13 protein-coding genes are annotated in these 23,445 nt (G+C 33.9%); all 13 read left to right on the forward strand.

Annotated elements, in window-relative coordinates; genetic code table 11:
• Window positions 1-10 precede the first annotated feature (10 nt).
• The 13 genes from FUA26_RS11785 (at window position 11) to FUA26_RS11845 (ending at window position 23,440) form a co-directional block, all read left to right on the forward strand.
• Window positions 11-1,162 carry a mandelate racemase/muconate lactonizing enzyme family protein gene (locus tag FUA26_RS11785; RefSeq protein WP_147136195.1) on the forward strand — a complete coding sequence of 384 codons (1,152 nt, stop codon included), beginning with the start codon at window positions 11-13 and terminating at the stop codon, window positions 1,160-1,162.
• Window positions 1,163-1,172: 10 nt separating this feature from the next.
• Window positions 1,173-2,627 carry an NAD-dependent succinate-semialdehyde dehydrogenase gene (locus tag FUA26_RS11790; protein WP_147136198.1) on the forward strand — a complete coding sequence of 485 codons (1,455 nt, stop codon included), beginning with the start codon at window positions 1,173-1,175 and terminating at the stop codon, window positions 2,625-2,627.
• Between the two features lie 3 nt (window positions 2,628-2,630).
• Window positions 2,631-3,395 (forward strand): HpcH/HpaI aldolase family protein, encoded by a 765-nt coding sequence (locus FUA26_RS11795; protein ID WP_147136201.1) that lies wholly within the window; start codon window positions 2,631-2,633, stop codon window positions 3,393-3,395.
• A 39-nt stretch (window positions 3,396-3,434) separates the two neighbouring features.
• Window positions 3,435-4,994 (forward strand): MFS transporter, encoded by a 1,560-nt coding sequence (locus FUA26_RS11800; protein ID WP_147136203.1) that lies wholly within the window; start codon window positions 3,435-3,437, stop codon window positions 4,992-4,994.
• 95 nt (window positions 4,995-5,089) lie between these two features.
• A complete protein-coding gene (locus tag FUA26_RS11805; RefSeq protein WP_147136206.1) occupies window positions 5,090-6,250 on the forward strand; it encodes a mandelate racemase/muconate lactonizing enzyme family protein in 1,161 nt (386 codons plus the stop codon).
• Window positions 6,251-6,274: 24 nt separating this feature from the next.
• Window positions 6,275-8,053, forward strand: coding sequence for an arylsulfatase (locus tag FUA26_RS11810; RefSeq protein ID WP_246109132.1), 1,779 nt, complete (start codon window positions 6,275-6,277; stop codon window positions 8,051-8,053).
• Between the two features lie 116 nt (window positions 8,054-8,169).
• Window positions 8,170-9,591: a sulfatase gene (locus FUA26_RS11815; RefSeq protein WP_147136212.1), complete on the forward strand. Its 1,422-nt coding sequence runs from the start codon at window positions 8,170-8,172 to the stop codon at window positions 9,589-9,591.
• 58 nt (window positions 9,592-9,649) lie between these two features.
• On the forward strand, window positions 9,650-11,629 hold the full coding sequence (locus FUA26_RS11820) for a glycoside hydrolase family 127 protein (RefSeq protein ID WP_147136215.1): 1,980 nt from the start codon (window positions 9,650-9,652) through the stop codon (window positions 11,627-11,629).
• 325 nt (window positions 11,630-11,954) lie between these two features.
• Window positions 11,955-15,146 carry a SusC/RagA family TonB-linked outer membrane protein gene (locus FUA26_RS11825; protein WP_246109133.1) on the forward strand — a complete coding sequence of 1,064 codons (3,192 nt, stop codon included), beginning with the start codon at window positions 11,955-11,957 and terminating at the stop codon, window positions 15,144-15,146.
• 10 nt (window positions 15,147-15,156) lie between these two features.
• A complete protein-coding gene (locus FUA26_RS11830; RefSeq protein WP_147136218.1) occupies window positions 15,157-16,854 on the forward strand; it encodes a RagB/SusD family nutrient uptake outer membrane protein in 1,698 nt (565 codons plus the stop codon).
• 222 nt (window positions 16,855-17,076) lie between these two features.
• On the forward strand, window positions 17,077-18,972 hold the full coding sequence (locus tag FUA26_RS11835; RefSeq protein WP_147136221.1) for a CRTAC1 family protein: 1,896 nt from the start codon (window positions 17,077-17,079) through the stop codon (window positions 18,970-18,972).
• Window positions 18,973-19,109: 137 nt separating this feature from the next.
• Window positions 19,110-21,644: a glycoside hydrolase family 2 TIM barrel-domain containing protein gene (locus FUA26_RS11840; RefSeq protein ID WP_147136224.1), complete on the forward strand. Its 2,535-nt coding sequence runs from the start codon at window positions 19,110-19,112 to the stop codon at window positions 21,642-21,644.
• Window positions 21,645-21,790: 146 nt separating this feature from the next.
• Window positions 21,791-23,440 (forward strand): sulfatase, encoded by a 1,650-nt coding sequence (locus FUA26_RS11845; protein ID WP_147136227.1) that lies wholly within the window; start codon window positions 21,791-21,793, stop codon window positions 23,438-23,440.
• The last annotated feature ends 5 nt before the right edge of the window (window positions 23,441-23,445 follow it).

Raw genomic sequence — 23,445 nt, forward strand, 5'->3', positions numbered from 1 at the left:
AATTATTAAGATGGTGATAGAAAAAATTGAAACTTTTATATTAAAGGACAAACTATCTAAAAGTTTTTTCTTTTCTCAGTGGGAGTATTCAGAGCGTTGTATCTGTGTTGTAAAAGTAACTGCTACCAATGGTACTTATGGATGGGGTGAAGGTTATGGGCCCGCACCAGTTTTAGAGGCTGGTATAAAGCTTTTAGAGCCCTTTGTTGTTGGTGAAAATCCGCTTGAAAATGAAGTTATCTGGAATAAAATGTACCGTAAAACACTAGACTTTGCAAGACGCGGTATTTTAGTAGCCTCAATGAGTGCAATTGATATTGCAATATGGGATTTAAAAGGTAAAATTTTAGGTTTGCCGGTATCAACATTATTAGGTGGTGCACACAGAAATAGAGTGCAACCGTACGCAACAGGTCTTTATTTTACTGATCATAATAACCCTTCAAAAGACTTCGAAGAAGAAGCTAGGTTGTATATTTCTCAAGGTTTTAAAGCCATGAAAATGAAAGTAGGTTTAGGTATTAAAGCCGATGTTGAAAATGTTGCTAAAATGCGAAGCGTTATTGGGCCAGATATTAAGCTGATGGTAGATTCTAATCACGCCTACACACTGCGTGAAGCTACAGAATTGGCTAGAAAAATAGAAAAATATGATATTGGTTGGTTTGAAGAGCCTTTATCTCCAGAGTTTTATGAACAGTATAGTGAATTAAGACAAAAAACAACCATACCAATTTCGGGTGGCGAGTGTGAATATTTAAGATTTGGTTTTCAGCAGTTAATTCAAAATAAATCTGTTGATATTATTCAGCCAGATATTTGTGCAAGCGGTGGTTTAACTGAAGCTAAACGCATATCAGCCCTAGCAAGTGCTAATGGTGTAGATATCATACCACATACATGGGGTACTTCCATAGGTATTCACGTAGCACTTCATTTTATTTCAAACATAGAATCTGTTCCTGGTAGAATGTATCAACCTGATTTTTTAATGGAGTATGACCAAACTGAAAATGGGTTAAGAGAAAAATTAACCTTTCCTTCAATTGAAATGAAAGACGGATATATAGAAGTACCAAACAGACCAGGTTTAGGTATTGATGTAGATGAAGATGTATTAGAAAGTTTTTCAGAAAAAAAATCAAAAAAAATTATTGCATAAAAAAGTAACAATGAAAACTCAAAATTTCGGGTACAAAAAATTATACATAGGCGGAGAATTAATAGATGCCGTTAGTGGTGAAAAAGATGATGTTATTTGTCCGGCAACCGGCGAAGTAATAGCGCAGGTAGCTAAAGCAGGTAAAGAAGATGCTTTAAAAGCTTTAGAAACAGCCCAGAAAGGCTTTAAATATTGGTCTAAGTTATCATTAGCCGAACGTACTACTTGGATGGAAAAATTACGATTAGCTATTTTAGATAATGAGCATGAGTTAAGAACCGCTATGGTGCATGAAATGGGTAAAACTTACGCAGGTTCACAAGAAGATATTGATAGGCTTACCGAAGCTTTAGAGTGGTATCCTGCAGCCATGAAAAATATGCGTGAAGAACAAATTCCAGATTACGAAAACACGCATACACACAAAATGATATCAAAACCAGCAGGTGTAGCTGTGGCGTACTTAGCATGGAATTTTCCATTACTAAACGTAGGTTATAAGTTAGGGCCTGCTTTAGCTGCTGGATGTTCGTTAATTATTAAACCATCGGCATTGTCGCCATTATCAGCTTACATGGTTGGTGAAATTATGCACAAAATCAACTTTCCTGCAGGAGTTGTTAATATTTTATCAGGCCCTAGTAGTGAAGTAGCAACTACCTTAACAACCAGTAATATACCAGCTGTATTAACCATGATAGGCTCTACACAAACGGGTTTAAAGGTTATTGCAGATAGTACAACATCTATTAAAAAGTTTGGTATGGAATTGGGCGGTAATGCACCGTTTATAGTTTTTGATGATGCAGATTTTGATAGCGCAGTACAATTAGCTATAGCCTTAAGATATGGAAATTCTGGTCAAGTTTGCGTAGCAGCCAACAGAATTTTTGTGCATAAAAATATCTATGATAAATTTGTGAAAGCTTATGTGAAAGAAGCTTCGCAAATTAAATTAGGATTTGGTATCAAAGAAAATCCTGATGTATTTATGGGGCCAGTTGTTAGCAGAAAAGATAGAGACCGCATGTTTAATTTGGTTGAAGACGCTGTTAGCAAAGGAGCAACTTTAGAATACGGAGGAAAAATACCTGAAGGATTTCCTGAAGGTGGTAACTGGATTGAGCCAACTGTAGTATCAGGTATAACAACAGAAATGAAATTGTTTAACCAAGAAACATTTGGTCCTGTTGCGGGTATTATGCCTTTTGAAACCGATGATGAAGTGTTAAAATTAGCCAATGATACAGAATTTGGGTTAGCATCATATATTTTTACCAATAGCCACAAGCGTATTGAAAGATTTACCGAAGAATTAGAGTTTGGTGAAATTCATATTAACGGTGTAAAGTATGCTATTTATTTACCACATGGTGGTTATAAAAATAGTGGAATTGGTCATGATTGTTCACATTTAGCTTTAGAAGATTATTTAGTTAAAAAAAGAGTAACATCAGCAATCTAAAACATGAAACAAAATTTATTACAAAATAAGTTAAAAGAGGGTCAAACAGTATTTGGCCCTTTTTGTAAATTACAAGATCCGGCAATAGTAGAAATAGCTGCACACAGTGGCTTTGATTTTGTTATTATTGATATGGAACACGGCCCTTTTAGTGTAGAATCTGCCCAAAATATGGTAAGAGCTGCCGAGGCTAAAGGTATTACACCAGTTGTAAGAGTTACCGAAAATTCTGAAACACTAATTTTAAGGGTTTTAGATATTGGTGTAAGGTGTATTCAAGTACCACAAGTATGCACAAAAGCAGATGCTAATAAAGTGGTTAAAGCTATTAAGTTTTTTCCAAAAGGAGAACGCGGTATGTGCAGATATGTAAGAGCAGCCGAATACACTAATATTGGTCCGCAAGATCATTTTGGAAAGGCAAATGATTCTGTAATTTCAATAATACATATTGAAGGAATGGAAGGAATTGAAAATTTACCCGAAATTGTAAAAGTAGATGGTATTGATGTTATTTTCTTAGGACCTTATGATTTATCGCAATCATGCGGCGTACCCGGAGATGTAAACAACCCAAAAGTAGTAAATGCTATGAAAGATGCTGTTGAAATTGCGAAAAAGCATGGAAAAGCTGTTGGTACATTTACAGAATCTCCAGAGAAGGCTAAAATGTGGAAAGATATTGGGGTTCAATACATTTCATATTCTGTAGATGTTGGACTTGTAATGAATACTTTTAAAGATATTACTTCAAAACTAAAAAACTAAACACACATCAACTTAAACTAAACTATTAAATTAATTATTATGGGTTCGTATAAAAGAAAAGCTTATATATATTCAACTATTGTTGCCATGGGAGGCTTCGTTTTTGGCTTAGATGCGGCATTAATATCTGGAACAGTAGATTTTATTTCGCAAGAATTTAGCCTAAACGAATTTGAACTAGGTATGGTGGTTGGTGCACCTGCTTTAGGTGTAATTTTAGCATTGCTTTTTGCGGGCTATTCATGTGATAAATTAGGAAGAAAAACTACCCTGCAAATTGTAGCTGCTTTATATGTAGTATCTGCAATAGGTTCAACACTGGCACCAGATTACTGGACGCTTTTATCATTCAGGTTTTTAGGTGGTTTAGCCTTTACTTCAATATCATTAGCATCTATGTATATTGGTGAAATAGCACCTCCAAAGTTAAGAGGTAAGTTAGTAACCATGATCCAAATTAATATAGTAATTGGTTTGTCTGGGGCTTATTTTATTAACTATCTAATATTACAATGGTCTACAACAGGTAATAATTGGGCTACAGATTTAGGTTTAAATGAAAATACGTGGCGTTGGATGTTAGGTTCTGAAATTATACCAGCAATCATATGGTTTGTTTTATTGTTTGTAGTACCAAAAAGTCCGTCGTGGTTATTCTTTAAAGGAAAAATTAGTAACGCTAAACAAACATTACTAAAATTAATGCCTGCCTCTGAAGTTGATGGGCATATTGCCGAAATGGATAAAAGCTTGGAAGAAACCGATAACAGATCTGTTTGGGCACAATTTAAAGGTATTTTTAGTAAAGAGTATAGAGTTGTTTTTGTAATAGCTTTTACATTAGCTATAGCCCAACAAACATCTGGTATAAACGCTATTTTATTTTATGCGCCAACTGTTTTTGAGCAGATTGGTTTAGGCAAAGATGCGGCTTTTATGCAAGCTATCTGGACAGGTTTAACAGGCTTATTATTTACCATTTTAGGATTAGTTTGTGTTGATAAATTAGGGCGAAAACCTATGATTTTAGGCGGTATGCTCTGGGTGGTTTTAAGCTTAGGTATAGCGTATTACGGATTTAAAACAGCTAGTTACACATTAACAGAAGACGCTGTTGTTGAAATGACTGAATTTAAAAACCCTGAAAGGTTACAAAGTATGATTGGTGTACAATACAGTAGTGATATTGAACTTAAAAAAGCCCTTTTTGATGCTATTGGTGAAGATGAAGCACGCCAGTATTCAGGATTATTAATTCAAAAATCAGCTAAAATTAATGCAATACTAATTTTAATAGGTATTTTAAGTTTTATTGCTGCCTTCCATTTTTCTATAGGGCCTGTAATGTGGGTGTTGTTTTCTGAAATTTTTCCAAATGCTATAAGGGGTATTGCAATACCATTTTTTACATTTATAACAAGTACAACAAGTTGGCTAATTCAGGCGTTTTTTCCTTCGCAATTGGCTAGTTTCGGCATTAGTAATACACTCCTTTTTTATGCTGTAACTGTGTTTTTGGGTATGGTAATCTTATCAAAATATTTAATTGAAACTAAAGGATTAAGTATTGAGGAAATACAAGCTAAACTTCAAAAATAACGCCTAAAATATAGACTATAACCTGTTTTCGGTATTGCAATTAATCAAAAAAGGTTTTTTGACAAATATTGTTATGCTTTTAATTAATATTAAAAATGAAAATAACAGACGTAAAAGTATTTCCAGTAAACATAGCAGGAAGAAGCCAACTTAATGTAAAAATTGAAACTAATACAGGAATTTATGGTTGGGGAGCATCTGGCATTACAGGAAGAGAGTACGCAGTTATTGGGGCTATAGATCATTTTAGGCCTTTGCTAGTTGGAAGAAATCCCATGCAAATTGGGGCCATTTGGCAAGATTTATACAGAGGTCAATATTTTGAAGGTGGTAGAGTTTTAACTGCTGCCATATCAGCCATAGATATTGCACTTTATGATATTAAAGGAAAAGCTTTAAATGTGCCAGTTTATGAGTTGCTAGGAGGTAAACAACGCGATTATGTTGAGTGTTTTGCATCGCTTCTCTTCAGCTCTAAAGAAGAACTAATAGAACGCGCTAAGGTTTTAATAAAGGAAGGTTGGCAAATGCTAAGGTTAGCCCCAGCAGAATACGAAGAAGGAAAATATAATTCTATTTTTGAACCCAGAGAATCTATTGCCATTATAGCAGATTGGATTACAGAATTAAGAAAAGTAGTTGGGTTTAAACCAACCATTGGTATAGATTATCATCACAGATTATCAGTTCCAGAAACAGTCTCCTTTTTACAAAGAATGCCAGAAGGAACTTTAGATTTTATTGAAGAACCTATAAGAGATGAATCTCCAGAAGTATACCAAGAGCTAAGAAAAATGGTAAATGTACCCTTTGCAATAGGAGAAGAATTTGCAAGTAAATGGCAATTTTTACCATACATAGAAAAAAATATTACCCAATTTGCTAGAATTGATGTGTGCAACGTAGGCGGTATTACAGAAGCTGTAAAAGTGACAAATATGGCCGAAGCACATTATATAGATTTACTTCCTCACAATCCAATTGGGCCAATTTGTACTGCAGCCACAATACATTTGGCTGCTGCCTCTCCAAATTTTACGTGGTTAGAAGAAATGAATACACCTGTTGAAAACCCCGGTTTAGATGATGTTAACTATTATACAAAACAACCAAAGTTAGAGGGGAATAGATACAAAGTTTCAGACGAACCCGGATTGGGCATAGAGTTTAATGAAGAATTAGCATTGAAGGAAGGATTTAAACCTGTTGAAACACCGCGCTTAATAAGAAAAGATGGGTCTTTTACCAATTGGTAATCGCAATAAATTAAAATTCTTAACATGAAAACACAACTTCATTTAATTGTATTAGTTGCGCTATTTGTTACTCAATTTCAGAGTATATCTGCACAAGAAAAGCCTAATATCATTATTATGATGACGGATGATCAAGGCTATGGAGATATTGGTGCTCATGGTAATCCTTATATTAAAACACCGCAAATAGAAACTCTAGGTGAACAAGGTATAGAAATGTCTCATTTCTTTTCCTATCCTAACTGCTCCGCTTCAAGAGCGGCTTTGTTAACCGGAAGATATCCTTATAGAGCTGGAGTAACTGCTGTAACTCAGGTAGATCATTTCATGAATACATCAGAAGTAACTATTGCAGAAATACTTGCAGAAAATGGATATAAAACAGGGATTTTCGGAAAATGGCATTTAGGAGATAATATGCCTATGAGACCAATAGACCAAGGATTTCAAGAAACCTTAGTTCATAAAGGAGGTGGTATTGGGCAAGCTGCAGGCCCTAAAGGGAACACGTATTTCAATCCTGTTTTGGAGCACAACGGTACGCCCAAAACATATAATGGATATTGCGACGATATCTTTACAGAAGCAACTTTGAACTTTATTGAAAAGAACAAAGAGACACCGTTTTTCGCTTATTTAGCAACCAATCTACCGCATTTTCCTTTACAAGTGCCAGATAGGTTGGCTGAACCTTACAGGAAAATGGGGCTACATGAAGATAATGCCCTTACCTATGGAATGCTTGCTAGTATAGATTATAATGTTGGAAGAGTACTAGATAAACTTAAAGAATTAGGTATTGAAGAAAATACCATTGTCATTTTCTTATCAGATAATGGTCCAAGACACAGAAGAACTAAAAATGATTCGTATCCAGGGCGTTGGGTAGCCAATTTACGAGGTACCAAAACCAGTGTTTATGATGCAGGTATTAGAGTGCCTTTTTATGTAAGATGGCCCAATGAAATTAAACCATCAAATAAGTTATCTAACATGGGTGCTGTTATTGATATTTTTCCAACTATCATAGAAGCTACAAAATCAAAATTACCTAAAGATTTAAAAGTAGATGGTAAGTCCTTATTACCGCTTTGGTTAAATGGAAATTCAGAAGCTTTAATTAATAGAGACTTTTATGTACAAATGCATTATGGCCCAACACCATTTAAATACATGCATTTTGCAGTAAGAACAGATAAATACAAATTGGTTAGTCCGCATGATTTTCCTCATGGAATTGTACATCAACCAACAGATTTTGTTTTAAAAAATGTTTTAAATAATTTAGAGTTATACGATGTTGAAAATGACCCTAGCGAAAGAATAAATATTGCTAAAAAGCATCCTGAAATTGTGGACGCCATGTTAGAACGCTATGAAAATTGGTTTGATGAAGTAACAGAAGAAAGAGATGCTAAAGGCATTCAGCGAATATTCTTAGGAACAAAAGAACAGCCAAATGTTAATTTATCAAGATTTGATTGGGGTGGCCCTCGTGTTATCTCTCGTTTTGATTACGGTGGTCCTAGAGTTGTAGAAGACAATCAACTAGGATATTGGAGGGTTAAAACTTTAAAAGGGATTTATAATGTATCTTTAGATTTGCCTGAAATACACAAAGATGGCTTTGCTCATTTAAAATACAATACGCTTCATTTAAAACTACCAATTAAAAAGGGGCAGAAACAAATTGTATTTAAAAATGTAGAATTTCCGGAGGCTGTAGGCAATTTACATGCATATGTAAAAGTAGAACGATTATCTTCCGGACCACACTTTGTAGATGTAAATCGTATTAAATAAAGATAAAAAAGTTTTAGTTTAGGATAGTTAACACTAGCTTTTTCAAATTAAAAGCTATTAATTTTATATTTTAATAGAAATATATTTTTAAACTGTTTTAAGCTAATTTTTTATCTATGAAAGCACTCAAGTTTCTTTTGGTTTTAACCTTAATGGTATCATGTAAATCACCTGTTAAAGCCCAAGAAAAGCCAAATATTATTTTTTTGTTTTCTGATGATGCCGGTTATGGAGATTTCGGATTTCATGGAAGTAAAATCATGAAAACACCTAACCTTGATAAACTCTCAAATCAAGGTGTGCGCTTTACACAAGGTTATGTAACTGATGCTACTTGTGGTCCTTCAAGAGCGGGGTTAATGACAGGGAAATACCAACAGCGTTTTGGTTATCAGGAAATTAATGTTCCTGGGTATATGAGTGAAAACTCTAAATATTTAGGGGATGATATGGGGTTACCTGTAGATGAAATTACTATGGCAGATTATCTTAAAAAGTTAGGCTATACTAATGCTATGTACGGTAAATGGCATTTAGGTAATGCAGATCGTTTTCATCCTTTAAATAGAGGTTTTGATGAGTTTTATGGTTTTAGAGGTGGAGGAAGAAGCTATTTCCCTATTAAAAATTTTAAAAACGTACATCACGATAATAAAATGGAACGCAATTTTGGCAATTATGAAGAGCCAAAAACATATGCCACAGATGCTTTTGCAAATGAGGCTATATCGTTTATAGAAAGGCATAAAAACAAGCCGTTCTTTATTTACTTAGCGTTTAATGCGGTACACACTCCAATGGAAGCCACTCAAGAAGATCTTGATAAATTTCCGCATTTAAAAGGTAAACGAAAAGAGGTCGCTGCAATGACCTTAGCACTTGATAGAGCCTGTGGTAAGGTTATGGATAAACTAAAAGAACTAGGACTAGATGAAAATACTATTGTTGTATTTTCTAACGATAATGGAGGACCAACAGATAAAAATGCGTCTATTAATTTACCTTTAAGTGGTACCAAATCTAACCATTTAGAAGGTGGCTTTAGAGTCCCATATTTAATAAAATGGCCAAAGAAATTTAAAGCTGGTACAGTATACAATTACCCTGTAAGTACGTTTGATTTATTACCAACATTTTACGCTGCAGCTGGAGGAGATACTAAAGATTTAAAAGATATTGATGGCGTTAATTTAATACCATTTGTTAAAGGTGAAAATAATGCCAGACCTCATGAAGATTTATTCTGGAAAAAAGATGTTCGTGCCGTTTACAGGCATAACGATTGGAAGTTAATTCGCTTTGCAGATAGACCAGCCGAATTATATGATTTAACAAAAGACTTAACAGAACAAAATAACCTTGCTAATAAAGAGCCAGAGCGATTAAAACGTATGTTTAAAAAATTATGGGAGTGGGAGCTAACCTTAGAGCGCCCTTTATGGACTTTAAAACAAGAGTTTGAAAAATACGATACAGACAGAATGGATTGGTTTAGAAACCCAGAACTAGTAAAAAAATATATGGAAAAATATGATTAATTCCATTAAAACACGTAGCTAAAAAATATAATAACTAAAAAAATAAAGCCAAATAAAAATGGATAATCAAAAACATACAAAGGCTATAACAAATACCAAAAACAGCCCTTTCGTTAAACTTAAAAGTATTGATTTTGGAGATTGTAAATGGAAAAACGGATTTTGGGCAGATAAAGAAAATGTTGCTACACAAATTATGCTACCATACATGGGAGACGTTTTATGCGGTGATATTGGGCATGGTTTAAACAATTTTAAAATTGCAGCAGGCGAAAAAGAAGGAGAACATAAAGGATTTTACTGGCACGATGGAGATTTTTATAAGTACATGGAAGCCTGCATGTATATTTATGCTTTAACTAAAGATGAAGCGTTATTAAAGAAATTAGATGAGTACATTGAATGGATTGGAAAAGCGCAAGAAGATGATGGATACATTCATACACATATACAAATTACTGAAGGAGCTGAACGTTTTTCAAACAGAAAGTATCATGAAATGTACAACTATGGCCATTTGTTTATAGCAGCCAGCGTACACTATCGTTTAACAGGTCAACGTAACTTTTTAGATATCGCCATTAAGCAAGCAGATTTGTTGTGTGTTTACTTTATGCCAGATACAAAGCATTATCAACGTTTTGGGTTTAATCAAACGCAGATTATGGGGTTAGTAGAATTATACAGAACCGTTGGTGATAAAAAGTATTTAAAATTAGCAGAAAAATTTATAAACCGACGTGGTACTTTTAAAATTGAACATCATTCAACAACTGAAGGATACCCTATTGGTGATATGGTACAAGAGCGTACACCTTTAAGAGAAGCAAATGAAGCTGTAGGGCATGCGGTGTTGGCATTATATTATTATGCCGGAGCTGCCGATGTATATGCTGAAACAGGAGAACAGGCTTTAATTGATGCTTTAGATAGACTTTGGGAAAATGTAACAGGTAAAAAAATGTATGTTACCGGAGCTGTAGGGCAAGCACATTATGGCGCATCTACTAGTTTAGATATGATAGAAGAAGGATTTATTGATGCTTACATGATGCCTAATATGACGGCTTATAATGAAACATGTGCCAACCTTTGTAATGCCATGTTTAGCAATAGAATGATGGCCTTAAAAGAAGAATCTCGTTATGCCGATATTATTGAACTGGTTTTGTTTAATAGTGGTTTATCAGGAATAAGTATTGAAGGAAAAGATTATTTCTATTCTAACCCATTAAGAATGGTAAATGGCTCTAGAGATTATGAGGCACATGCAGATGTAACAGAAAGCCCCGTAAGACAACCTTACTTAGAATGTTTTTGTTGCCCACCAAATTTAGTAAGAACCATTTGTAAAAGTTCAGGTTGGGCATATACCTTATCAGAAAATGGCGTAGCTGTAGTGTTGTTTGGCGGAAATACGCTCGATACTAATTTATTAGACGGTTCAACAATAAAGCTAACACAGGATACTGATTATCCTTGGAAAGGTATTGTAAAGATTACTGTTGAAGAATGTAAAACTGATGCTTTTGATATTAAAGTAAGAATTCCTAAATGGGCAACAGGCAGTACATTAAAAGTAAATGGAGAAGATACAGGTGTTCAAATTATACCTGGAACTTTTGCAGTTATTAATAGACAATGGAAAGCAGGCGATACCATAGTGCTAGACATGCCAATGGAAGTTAAATTAATTGAAGGTCATAACAGAATTGAAGAAACAAGAAATCAAGTTGCTGTTAAAAGAGGGCCTATTGTATATTGTATTGAAACGCCAGATTTACCAAAAAATGTATCTATTTTAGATGTTTATATTAAAGGAGATGCCAATTTAGTGGCAGAACACAAACCAGATTTTTTAGGTGGCGTTACTGTAATTAATACAGAGTTACAATTAAGGGAAGATAAAAATGACGAAATGTACCAAGTTATTACCAAACCAGTTCTAACTTCGTATAAAACACAATTAGTACCATACTTTGCTTGGAGTAACCGTGGGCAAGCTGAAATGACAGTGTTTTTACCAGTTATTTGGTAGTACTTTACATAGTACAAAAAAATTACCCTTAACTAGTGTTTAATTGATAAAATAATACTAGTTAAGGGTAATTTTTTTTAATTATTAGCATTTTTTAATCTCTTACTTTGTAATACGGTTATACTATCTTTTTGGTATTACCATTTCCTAACACTAACAAACTAAGTAAAACTAACTAAATTATTAACGCAATGGCATAAACACTTCTCAACTTTTCTTTTCAGACAAAAAGCATTTAAATAAAAAACCAGAAAATGCTCCAACATTCTCTGGCTATGTTAAATGATTAAATTAAAAAATTTAACCACAAATTCAATTCAAAAATATGAATATTCAAGCTCGTGCAAGGCATCATATGTCTTATTTAAGATATCAAATGTCTTGTTTTTTTAAGTTTGATTTTAAACGCAAACTTACAGTATTTGTATTAGCTACAGCAATACTTCAATTAAATGCAAATACATTTAAAAACGAAACGCCTTTAAAGGCAAAAGCAGAACTTCAACAACTTACAGTTAGCGGAACAGTATCTGACGCAACAGGTCCGCTTCCTGGTGTAAATATTGTTGTTAAAGGAACAACACAAGGAACACAAACAGATTTTGATGGAAATTATTCAATATCTGTAAACGCAAATGCAACTTTAGTATTTTCATTCTTAGGTTTTAAAACTAAAGAGGTTGCTGTTGGTAATACATCAACATTAAACGTAACTTTAGAAGAAGACGTAGCTGGTTTAGATGAAATTGTTGTTGTAGGCTATACTACGCGCAAACGTGGAGAGCTAACAGGTTCTGTTAGTACAGTAAAATCTAAAGATATTGAAAATACATCAAACAGAGATGTAGCAAAGTCATTATCAGGTAGAGTATCAGGTTTAGTAGTTTCAGATAGAGGTGGTTACCCAGGGTCTAATGATTTTTCATTATTAATTAGAGGGGTTTCAACATTAAATAACAATCAACCTCTTATATTAATTGATGGTGTGCAATCTGGTTTTGGTACATTCAATCAATTAGCACCTCAAGATATTGCCTCTGTAAGTGTTTTAAAAGATGGAGCTGCCGCTATTTATGGTAATAGAGCTGCTAACGGTGTTATTATTGTAACTACAAAAAGAGGTAAATCAGGAAAACCAAAAATTAGTTTATCAACATCATATAGTTTGTCATCTTTTTCTGTAACGCCAGATTTGATGAATTCTGAACAGTATGCTATTTATGAAAATGAAATTGCTGAAAGAAACGGTGCTACTTTGCCTTTTACCCAAGAACAAATTAACAATTTTGCATCAGGCGAAGGTGTTAGTACAGATTGGGCAGATTTAACGTTTGCAAATTCATCACCAGAAACGCGTAGTTCTGTGTCAATTTCAGGAGGAAGTGAAAAAACTAGCTATTTTGTTAGTGGTGATTTTATTGATAGACAGGGTATTTTTGCATCGGGCGATTTAAATTTCAAACAAACACAAGTAAGGTCTAATCTTGATATAAAATTAACCGATGATATAAAAGTTAGTGTTGACCTTTCAGGAAGATTTGCGGTTGATGAGCAACCAGGTGTAGATGCGGCTTTTATTTACAAACACATTTACACTAATCTTCCTACTGAAGTAGGCCAGTATTCTAATGGCTTATACGGTTGGGGTGGAGAAAACGGTGCAAACCCAAGAGTAATGTCTAGCAGTCAATCTGGTTTTTTAGATAGAGATACTAATGATTTAAGAGGAAGAATAGCTTTAGATTGGAAGTTAGATAATATTACTGAAGGATTAAGTGCCAATGCTTACGTTGGTTTACGCCGCATGAACAATAACACAAAATCTTGGTATACACCATGGACAATTTACAGATTTGATGATGTTACCGGAGATTATAACCCTGAAACAGGGTTTTCACAACGTGGGCAGCAACGTATTTTAAGAGAAGATTTCTGGAAATTTGATGAAACATTAATTAATGCAACCTTAAGGTATAACAATACTTTTGGTAAACACTCTATTAATACATTTGTTGGTTTTGAACAGCAAACATCAGAAACTAGTAACTTTTGGGCTCAAAAACAAGATTTCCCAACACCAGATCATCCGTATCTATTCGCAGGAAGCTCTGAAGGTATAATAGCAAATGGTTCTGCTTCAGAAAGTGCTTTATTAAGTTATTTAGGATCTTTTGCTTATAATTTCGATTCTAAATATTATTTAGAACTAACCGTTAGGCGCGATGGTTCTAGTAATTTTGGTCCAGGAAAAAGGTTTGATACATTTTACAGTATTGGTGGGTCATGGGCATTAAATAAAGACTTTTTAAAAGATGTGTCATGGATTGATGCTTTAAACCTAAGAGCAAGCTACTCTGTAATGGGTAATGATAGAATTCAACCATTTCAATTCTTAACACGTTACTCATACGGTAACACAAACCCAGATTCAGCCAGACCAAACTATTATGTGTTTGGTGAAACAGGTGTAACATTTAATGGCTTTAGAAGTGATAATGTGCCAAACCCAAATGTAACTTGGGAAACTGCATACATGAGCAACTTTGCATTAAGCTTTGCATTGTTAGATAATAGATTAACAGGTGATGTTAATTACTTTAAGCAAAGACGCGAAGATATTTTAATACCAAGGTCTGGAAATGTAGCAGATTTTACAGGTATTAGATTTCCTGATGAAAACCTTGGGCGTGTAGATAGCCACGGTTTAGAAGTTACATTAGGTTGGGCAGACCAAGTTAATGACAACTTTAGCTACAACTTAGGCTTTAATTTCACACAAGCTAAAAACGAAATTAAAACATTTCCGCAACCAGATAATGTACCAGATGCTTTAAGGCTAGAAGGTAGCCCAATAGGTTCATATGTTGTGTACCCAACTAATGGTATTTTTAGAGATCAGGCACAAGTTGATGCTACACCAGTTAAGTTAGCTGGAACCGTTGAAGGAGAGCCTATTTATGTTGATACCAATGGTGATGATGTTATTGATGATAAAGATAGAGTAAGACGTTCAACATCTAATATTCCAGAAATTCAATATGGTATTTCAGGTGGTTTTAACTATAAAAACTGGAATTTTAACATGTTATTACAAGGGCAAGCTAAAGCTGAAGCCTTAGTATTTTTTGATCAAAATGGAGCAAAACCAACTTACGTTTTTGACCAAAGATGGACGCCTAACAACAGAAACTCAAGATACCCAAGAGCCTTCGGTTTAAATGATACTTACAGCGGAAGCCAAAGCGGTAATGCTGATAATTTTCAAGGCGCAGATTTATGGCTGCATGATGCATCTTTTTTAAGATTAAAAGAAGTAGAAGTTGGTTACACAATACCTAAAGAGGTAGCAAAATTTGCCAGTATTAAGTTATTTGCCAGAGGGTTTAACTTGTTAACAATGTTCTCTGATATTGCAGATCTAGGCTTAGACCCAGAAGCTACAGGTTATAACAATTTTAGAGACGCTACTTATCCATCATTAAAGATGTATACGTTTGGGGTTAATTTCAATTTTTAAAAAAAATAGTATGAAAAATATAAAGCTAATTATAGTTTGTATTATTACTGCTTGTGTAACATTTACAAGTTGTGATGATGTTTTAGATACAACAGCACTAGATGCCTTTGGTGAAGATTTAGTGTATAATGACCCAGATCAGGTTGAAAGACTTGTATATTCTGCATACAATAGCACAGAAAGTTGGGGCTTAAACAAAACCATTTGGTGGTCTAGAAGATATAATTTAGAAGCAGGTTCATTTGAAGCTAAATTTAATTTTAGAGATTTAGATAGGTTACGTTTAAGAGGTAACGGTTGGAACTCTTTAAACATGGGTGATTTTGGAAATAAATGGAGAGACTATTACCAATTTATTAGAGAAATTAATGAGTTTCTAGATAGAATAGATAATAGCGGCGCTATGCAAGAAAACCCAGATAAAGTAAACAGTTTAAAAGCAGAAATGAAGTTTCTTCGTGCTAATATCTATTCAAAATTAATTGCATTACATGGTGGGGTACCATTGCTAGATAAAGCTCTTGGTTTAAATGATGAATTTAACATACCAAGAAATACCTATGAAGAGTGTGTAGATTTTATTGTTGCAGAGTTAAATGAAGTAGCAACAGTTTTACCAGCAACTAGAGATGCTGCAGAATTTGGTAGAGCAACAGCATTAGCAGCATTAGCAGTAAAATCTCGTACGCTACTGTATGCGGCTAGTAAATTACATGACCCAAGTACAGAACCAAGTGGTCCAATGTATGATTATACTAAGGCAACAAAATGGCAAGATGCAGCTAATGCTGCTAAAGAAGTCATTGATATGGTAGGTGATAGAGATTTAATTGCCGTAAATAGTGCAGAAGATTACAGAAAACTATTTTTAGAAGCTAATCAAGATATTCTTTTTGCAAGGCCATTTGGTGAGTTTTATGATTTTGGTTTAGATGTAAATTCTTTACCAAACCAAACACAAGCTCCTAGTGGTTATGGTGGTTGGGCATTATCATCGCCAACACATAACTTTGCTTTAGAGTTTAATATGGCCGATGGAACTACCACAAACGATGCTACTTATGATCCTGCAAACCCAAATGATAACAGAGAAATGCGTTATTATGCAAACTTAAATTACCAAGGAGCAATATTTAGGGGTAGAGCTGTTGATTATGCTTTAGATGTGAATGAAGTTAATGATGGTTTAGACTCTCCTAGAGGTTTAGGTAACGTGTTACATTCATCAAAAACAGGATATAATATTCGTAAATTTCAAGATGAAAGCGTAGGATTAACAGATTTGTCACCGTCGCGCCCATACATACTGTACAGGTTGGCAGAAATATACTTAAACTATGCTGAAGCAAATGCAGAACTAGGTAATGATGCTATTGCTAGAACATATTTAAACAGAGTATCAACCAGAGCGCTTCAGCCAGAAATAACATCTAGTGGCGATGCTTTAAAAGAAGCTATAAAAAGAGAAAGACGTATAGAGTTATGTTTTGAAAGACACAACTTTTTTGATGAAAGACGCTGGATGAACCCTGGTAACTTAGGTTTTGATATTAAAGGTTTAAAATGGACTAAAGATGCTGGTGGTAACTTGGTGCATGAAGAGTATACGGTAATAAACAGGCCTTGGTTTAACAAGCACTACTATTTACCAATACCACAATTAGAAATAGATAAAGCACCTGCCCTTATTCAAAATGATGGGTATTAAAATATAAACTGTGGTTCATGTAATTAATTCATAAATCATATTGTTTAGTTTAGTTTAGATAGGAAACTGAGAACGAAAGTTCTCAGTTTTTTTATTTAAACAACATATTAAGTTGGTAAAATAGCGCAAGCATAAGGTAATTTTTAAAACAAGATGTTATTTAAAAAAGAGTTATTTTGAAATTCGCATTATTTGTAAAATTTCAGAAATCAAAAACAAACCATGAAACAAAGTAAAAATACAGTGTGTCATTTACTATTAGTTGCATTACTTTTAATCATTATTACTACTAAAATAACAGCTCAAAATAATTCAAATAACAATAATTTAATAGTTTTTTCAGAAGATGTAAACTTTCCGCGTCAAGAAAAAAACTTACGTAAATGGGATGCGCCGGTAGTTGCAGATTTAGATCAAGATGGCTATCAAGATTTATTAATAAATGACCATGGTTTTGGTATTCAAGTACAATGGAATAATAACGGAAAATTTGCTAAACCTTATGATATTATTATGGGCGATTTACACGGTGTTTCTATTGCCGATTTTGATAAAGATGGGCACATAGAGGTTATCATGTCTCGCGGAGGTGGTTCGGGTAGCAATGCCAGAAACTCAAAAATGTACCGCGTAGTTGGGCGTGAGTTTGTTCCTCTACCAGATTTTAAAGAACCCTTAGCCTTAATGCGTGGGCGTACCGTAAAATTTATTGATGGTAATAATGATGGATATTTAGATTTGTTAAACTTTGCGTTTCCCGATGCCTCAAAAAAAGGCGCTTCAGAAAATTATATCTATAAAAATAATACTAATGGGGAGCTTATATTACATGATACTCTTCCAGCAATAAAAGGTAACGGACAAAAAACTCTAGTAACAGATTTTAATAATGATAATGTTTTAGATATTATTTTATACGGAAGTGGTAAAACCACCGCTTTTAAAGGTAATGGCAATTTAACGTATACCGAAGTTACTAAAAATATTTTTCCTTTTGATATTGAGGAAACTACAAGTATAAGCGAAATAGATTTTGATAATGATGGAGATTTTGATTTGTTTATAACCAGAGGCAAAAATGAATTTGAAAAAGGGGAAACCTTTTATAATGAAGCAGAAAAAACAGTAGGCTTTTTTACAACCAGAGGGCAATTTGAGTTTGATGATTTTGAAACGGGTGATGTTTTAAAGCTAGAAAATATGCAGTCTCAATGGCCAAATAATGATACTTATTTTTTAGGTGAAACTGGTTATAGTTATGATTTTGAAGGCGAAACACATTCTGGTAAAAACATAAAATTAGTAAATAGTAACGCTTTAGGTTTTCCAGATAATACAAATTACAAAGAAAAAAAGGGCTGGTATATTGGTTACGTTGGCAATAAAAAATGGCGTATTGCTGGTTATTTGTGGGCCCCTTCAACAGGCGTTGTTCACAATGTATCTAATTATAAAAAGCACAAGCATAATGAAGGGTTTAAAAACATTCTATTAGAAAATAAAAAAGGTGCATTTAAAGATGCATCACATAAATTGAATACCATAAAAAAAGAACACGCTGTGGCTAGTGCTGTGGCAGATTTTAATAATGATGGCTTAAAAGATATTTTAGTAATAAAAAGAGGCGAGTTAGTTTATAAAAACGAAGCCTTGTTATACGTAAATACAAATAATAAAGGGTTTTATTTACAACAAAAGCATGGTGTAATTACAAATGATTTAGGTGCTTTAGGTATGGCTGTTGAGGTTGTAGATTTTGATGAAGATGGTAGTGTAGATGTGGTAATGGGTAATGAACGTGGTAAATGGCACTTGTTTAAAAATCTATCATCAAAAACATCAAATAATAAATTTATTAATATTAAAGTTGGTAAATCTCCTAAAAACAATGTGTCTCCGTTAGGCGCTAAAGTAACTATGTCTTCTTGTGGAGTAAATCAAACATACAGAATAGGCACTACAAATGCCCAATACTCACAAGGGCACAATAATTTAGTGCATTTTGGCCTTTCATCATGCAATAAATTAATACACGTTAAAGTTACCTGGATAAACGGTGAAGTAATAAACAAAACATTTAATTTGGCTAACAAAACGTTTTTTTTAGGAAACAAATGATAAATTAACATAGCTTTTTCTAATAAAAACTATTTATAAAGACTATACATAAACTAGACAGCGCTTTTTTTAATATGAGTAAGAGTAAAAAATACTAAATCTTAATTAAATTGCATACTCTTAAACTAAACTTTAAAATGAACAAGCGTAATTTAACCTCACTTTTATTACTTACTTTTTGTTTTTTTACTTGGGCACAAGAAACAATAAACACTAGTAATAGAGAAACAGATTTTAATTTTAATTGGAAGTTTCATTTACAAGATGATACAACACTTCCTACAACAATTCCAATAGCCGATACTAATTGGCGCGATATAAGATTACCGCATGATTTTGGTGTAGAGCAATCTTTTAGTAAAGAATTTGAAGGCTGTACAGGGTATTTACCAGGTGGTGTTGGGTTATATCAAAAGCATTTTAAACTACAAGGAAATACTGATAATAAAAATGTTTATGTGTTGTTTGATGGTGTATATAACAATGCTACTTTTTGGCTGAATGGAAAAAAATTAGGCGAAAACCCATACGGATACTCACCTGTTTATTTTGATTTAACACCGCATTTAAATAAAACATCAGAAAACATTTTAACAGTTCATGTAGATCATTCAAGGTATGCAGACTCGCGTTGGTATACTGGCGGAGGTATTTACAGAAATGTAAAATTAATTACTGTAAATAAATTACATATTCCTGTTTGGGGTACATTTATAAAAACACCCGTTGCTACTAAAGAAAAAGCAACCATTAATTTAGAAACAACTGTTAATAATCAGTGGTCTAAAAAAAGCAAATTCACTTTAGTTACTAAAATCATTGATAATACAGGAAACGAGGTTGCATTAAAAGAAGATAAGCTAACGTTAAAAGGCAACAATAAACAAGTGTTTACGCAAGATTTTTCGGTGTTAAACCCCAAATTATGGGATACTAAAAACCCCAACATGTACAAAGCAGTAACTAGCATTGTGCATAAAGGAGAAGTGTTAGATACTTACACAACGCCTTTTGGTATTAGAAGTTTACGTTTTGATGCTAAATCGGGCTTTTATTTAAATGAAGAACCAACATTAGTTAAAGGTGTTTGTTTGCACCATGCTGCTGGTTTGGTTGGGGCTGCTGTTCCTAAAGGTGTTTGGAAACGTCGTTTACAAGCATTACAAGCCTGTGGTGTAAACGCTATTAGAACAGCTCATAACCCATATTCAGAAGAATTTTTAGAGTTATGTGATGAAATGGGAATTCTAGTTCAAAATGAATTTTTTGATGAATGGGATTATGCCAAAGATAAACGTAAAAATTACCATGATAGAAATACAGATTATATTACCCGCGGTTATGTTGAACATTTTCAAAAATGGGCAAAAAGTGATTTAACACGTACTATGTTGCGCGATAGAAATCACCCATCAGTATTTCAATGGAGTATTGGTAATGAAATTGAATGGACATATTTACATTACAGATATGATACTGGTTTCTGGAAAGATCCTAATAATCCACAAGCAGCTGGTGGTTATTGGGGTAGTGCGCCTATTTTATCACCTGAAGAAATTAAAGCTAATTATGATGCTGCTAAAAAAGGAGAACATATTTTAACTGAAACAGCACATAAATTAGCAAAATGGACAAGGGCTTTAGACCCTACCAGAGTATTAACAACCAATATGGTAGTGCCGCAAACAAGTATGGTTAGTGGGTATGCCAATGCTGTTGATATTTCAGGGTTTAGTTACCGAAATTTAGATATTGCTTGGGCTAATAAACATTGGCCAGATAGACATATAACCATTAACGAAAACCCAGGAACTTGGGATGATTGGAAGCAAGTACTAGAAAACCCTGGCGTGTTCAGTATTTTTATGTGGACAGGTATTGATTATATGGGTGAGCGTGATGGAGATTGGCCTGAAAAAAGTGGTTGGGGAGATTTATTAGACTTAGCTGGTTTTAAATATCAAGGTTGGAATTATTTTAAAAGCATTTGGGTAGATGAGCCTCATATTTCTATTGGTACTTTACCCGTTGCTAAATCTGGTTTCAAGCAAACCGGAATTTCTGGCCAGCAATTACCAGAAAATAGTAACGCCTACAAATGGAGAGACTCTAACATGCATTGGAACTATGAAGAAGGTGAACAGGTAGTTGTAGAGGTGTGTTCAAACTACTCTATTGTAGAGCTGTTTTTAAATGGTCGTTCATTGGGTAGTAGAAGCATGTCTGAAAGTCCTGATAGGCTATTCCGTTGGACAATTCCATTTGAAGCAGGTACGCTTACAGCTAAAGCAGGTTTTGGTTCGCAAAAAGTTACAGCTCAAATACAAACAACATCAAAACCAGTTGGCTTTACGCTAACAGCCGATAAAACAATCTTAGAGGCAAATGGGTATGATGTATCTCATTTTGTGGTACAATTGGTTGATGCAAATGGTTTGCCAGTTAAAACTGAAAATGCAAAATTTGAGTTTGAAGTTGACGGTGATGCCAGAGTTTTAGGTGTAGATAATGGTGCAAGAAATAATATTCAAGATTTTAAATCTAATAGTTTAACAAGTGCAAAAGGTAGAGCTTTAATGATTTTACAATCTAACCTAAATCCTGGCACAGTTAAAGTAAAAGCTAAGTCCGAAGGTTTTGAAACACAAGAAATAACACTGCAAATAAAGTAGTAGTTTGTTAAGGTATAACTTTTAATTGAAACCAAAATTGTAACAAAACAAGTTAAAATAATATAAGCTTAAGGTAACTAAAGCACTGTTTTAAGGGTTTATTTTTTCGTAATTTGAAGGATGTTATTTAATAAATTTCCTTGATTATGAAATTCCTTAAAATAGTGCTTTTGTTTGCTATTATAGTTGCGTGTAAATCTAAAGAAGAGCCTAGAGAAACACCAGCTAAAAAACCAAATATTCTTTTTTTAGCTATTGATGATTTAAGGCCAGAAATTGGTGCTTACGGATCTGAAATAGCAATAACTCCAAATTTTGATAAGTTTGCATCTCAAGGGTTATTATTTAATAATGCCTACTGCCAAGAACCTATTTGTAGTCCTTCACGCGCTAGTTTAATGACGGGGGCAAGACCCGAAACTATCAATGTTATTGAAAACTTCACATATTTTAGAGAAGCTAATCCAGATATTGTAACCTTGTCTCAGCACTTCAAAAATAATGGTTATGAAACTGTTCATACAGGAAAAATATATCATAAACCAGCTTGGGCAGACCAAGAAAAATCATGGAGTAGAGAACCGGCTTATGATAAAATGACAATAAAACCAAGTAATACACCAGGCGGTTACGCATTGCCAGAAAACCAAGAATTTTCAAAAAAAGCAACGGCAGAAGTTATTGCTAAGTATGGGCCAAATGCACCAAGAAATGGCTTAGGTAAAGGGCCTGCTTATGAAAAAGCCGATGTGGAAGATACCTTTTATGAAGATGGTTATAATGCTGAATTAGCTATTGCTACAATGAAAGATATGCTTCAAAAAAATCCAAATAAACCGTTTTTTTTAGGCATGGGTATGAAAAAACCGCATTTAAACTGGTTAGCACCAAAAAAATATTGGGATTTATACAACCCAGAAGATATTGAGTTAGCCACATTAACAGAAGCTCCTGAAAACGGAGCAACCATGGGTTTACATCCGTCTTTTGAGCTTCGCGCTAGATACGGTATACCTAAAAAAGGGCCTATTAAAGATGATCAAGCTAGAATTTTAAAACATGCATACTTAGCTTGTGTAAGCTACATTGATGCCCAAATTGGTAAAATGATTGATGCACTTGATGAAGCAGGAGTTAGAGATAATACCATTATAATTATTTGGAGTGATCATGGTTTTCATTTAGGCGATATGGGTATTTGGTGTAAAGCTACCAATTATGAAGTTGCTACACGTGTTCCATTAATGATCTGGACACCAAATATGCCAAAAGATACACGCGGGGTAAAATCTAACGCTTTGGTTGAGTTGGTTGATATGTATCCAACCTTATGTGAGTTAGCTGGTTTAGAAAAACCAGAACATTTAGAAGGTTATAGTTTTGCACCACTTTTAAATAACCCTAAAAAAGCATGGAAACAAGCCGCGTTTAGTCAATTTCCAACGCCTGCATTACGTGAGTGGGCAGCAAACCCTCTATCACAAGGTATGCGAGAAACCTATTTTGGGCCATTAATTGAAGAGGTAGAAGATAAAATTAAAGCACAAATGGGAGATAAATGGAATAGAGATTTATTTGAAAATAACTTAATGGGTTATGCTATGCGTACTGAAAACTATAGGTTTATTGTATGGAAAGACTATATAAATAAAAATACTGAACCATTATTTTATGAGTTGTATGACCATAAAACAGACCCAGGTGAAACTAAAAATATAGCCAATGAAAATCCAGAACTAGTAAAACAATTATTAGCACAATTTAATAAGGGTTGGAAAGGCAACCTTCCGAAGTAAAAAAA

Origin of the sequence: Seonamhaeicola algicola (assembly GCF_007997385.1) — a bacterium.
In the GTDB taxonomy this organism is placed as follows: Bacteria; Bacteroidota; Bacteroidia; order Flavobacteriales; family Flavobacteriaceae; genus Seonamhaeicola; species Seonamhaeicola algicola.

Excerpts from the sequence above, each read along its gene's own strand:
- FUA26_RS11785 (WP_147136195.1), top strand. The coding sequence starts at position 11 with ATGGTGATAGAAAAAATTGAAACTTTTATATTAAAGGACAAACTATCT.
- FUA26_RS11790 (WP_147136198.1), top strand. The coding sequence starts at position 1,173 with ATGAAAACTCAAAATTTCGGGTACAAAAAATTATACATAGGCGGAGAA.
- FUA26_RS11795 (WP_147136201.1), top strand. The coding sequence starts at position 2,631 with ATGAAACAAAATTTATTACAAAATAAGTTAAAAGAGGGTCAAACAGTA.
- FUA26_RS11800 (WP_147136203.1), top strand. The coding sequence starts at position 3,435 with ATGGGTTCGTATAAAAGAAAAGCTTATATATATTCAACTATTGTTGCC.
- FUA26_RS11805 (WP_147136206.1), top strand. The coding sequence starts at position 5,090 with ATGAAAATAACAGACGTAAAAGTATTTCCAGTAAACATAGCAGGAAGA.
- FUA26_RS11810 (WP_246109132.1), top strand. The coding sequence starts at position 6,275 with ATGAAAACACAACTTCATTTAATTGTATTAGTTGCGCTATTTGTTACT.
- FUA26_RS11815 (WP_147136212.1), top strand. The coding sequence starts at position 8,170 with ATGAAAGCACTCAAGTTTCTTTTGGTTTTAACCTTAATGGTATCATGT.
- FUA26_RS11820 (WP_147136215.1), top strand. The coding sequence starts at position 9,650 with ATGGATAATCAAAAACATACAAAGGCTATAACAAATACCAAAAACAGC.
- FUA26_RS11825 (WP_246109133.1), top strand. The coding sequence starts at position 11,955 with ATGAATATTCAAGCTCGTGCAAGGCATCATATGTCTTATTTAAGATAT.
- FUA26_RS11830 (WP_147136218.1), top strand. The coding sequence starts at position 15,157 with ATGAAAAATATAAAGCTAATTATAGTTTGTATTATTACTGCTTGTGTA.
- FUA26_RS11835 (WP_147136221.1), top strand. The coding sequence starts at position 17,077 with ATGAAACAAAGTAAAAATACAGTGTGTCATTTACTATTAGTTGCATTA.
- FUA26_RS11840 (WP_147136224.1), top strand. The coding sequence starts at position 19,110 with ATGAACAAGCGTAATTTAACCTCACTTTTATTACTTACTTTTTGTTTT.
- FUA26_RS11845 (WP_147136227.1), top strand. The coding sequence starts at position 21,791 with ATGAAATTCCTTAAAATAGTGCTTTTGTTTGCTATTATAGTTGCGTGT.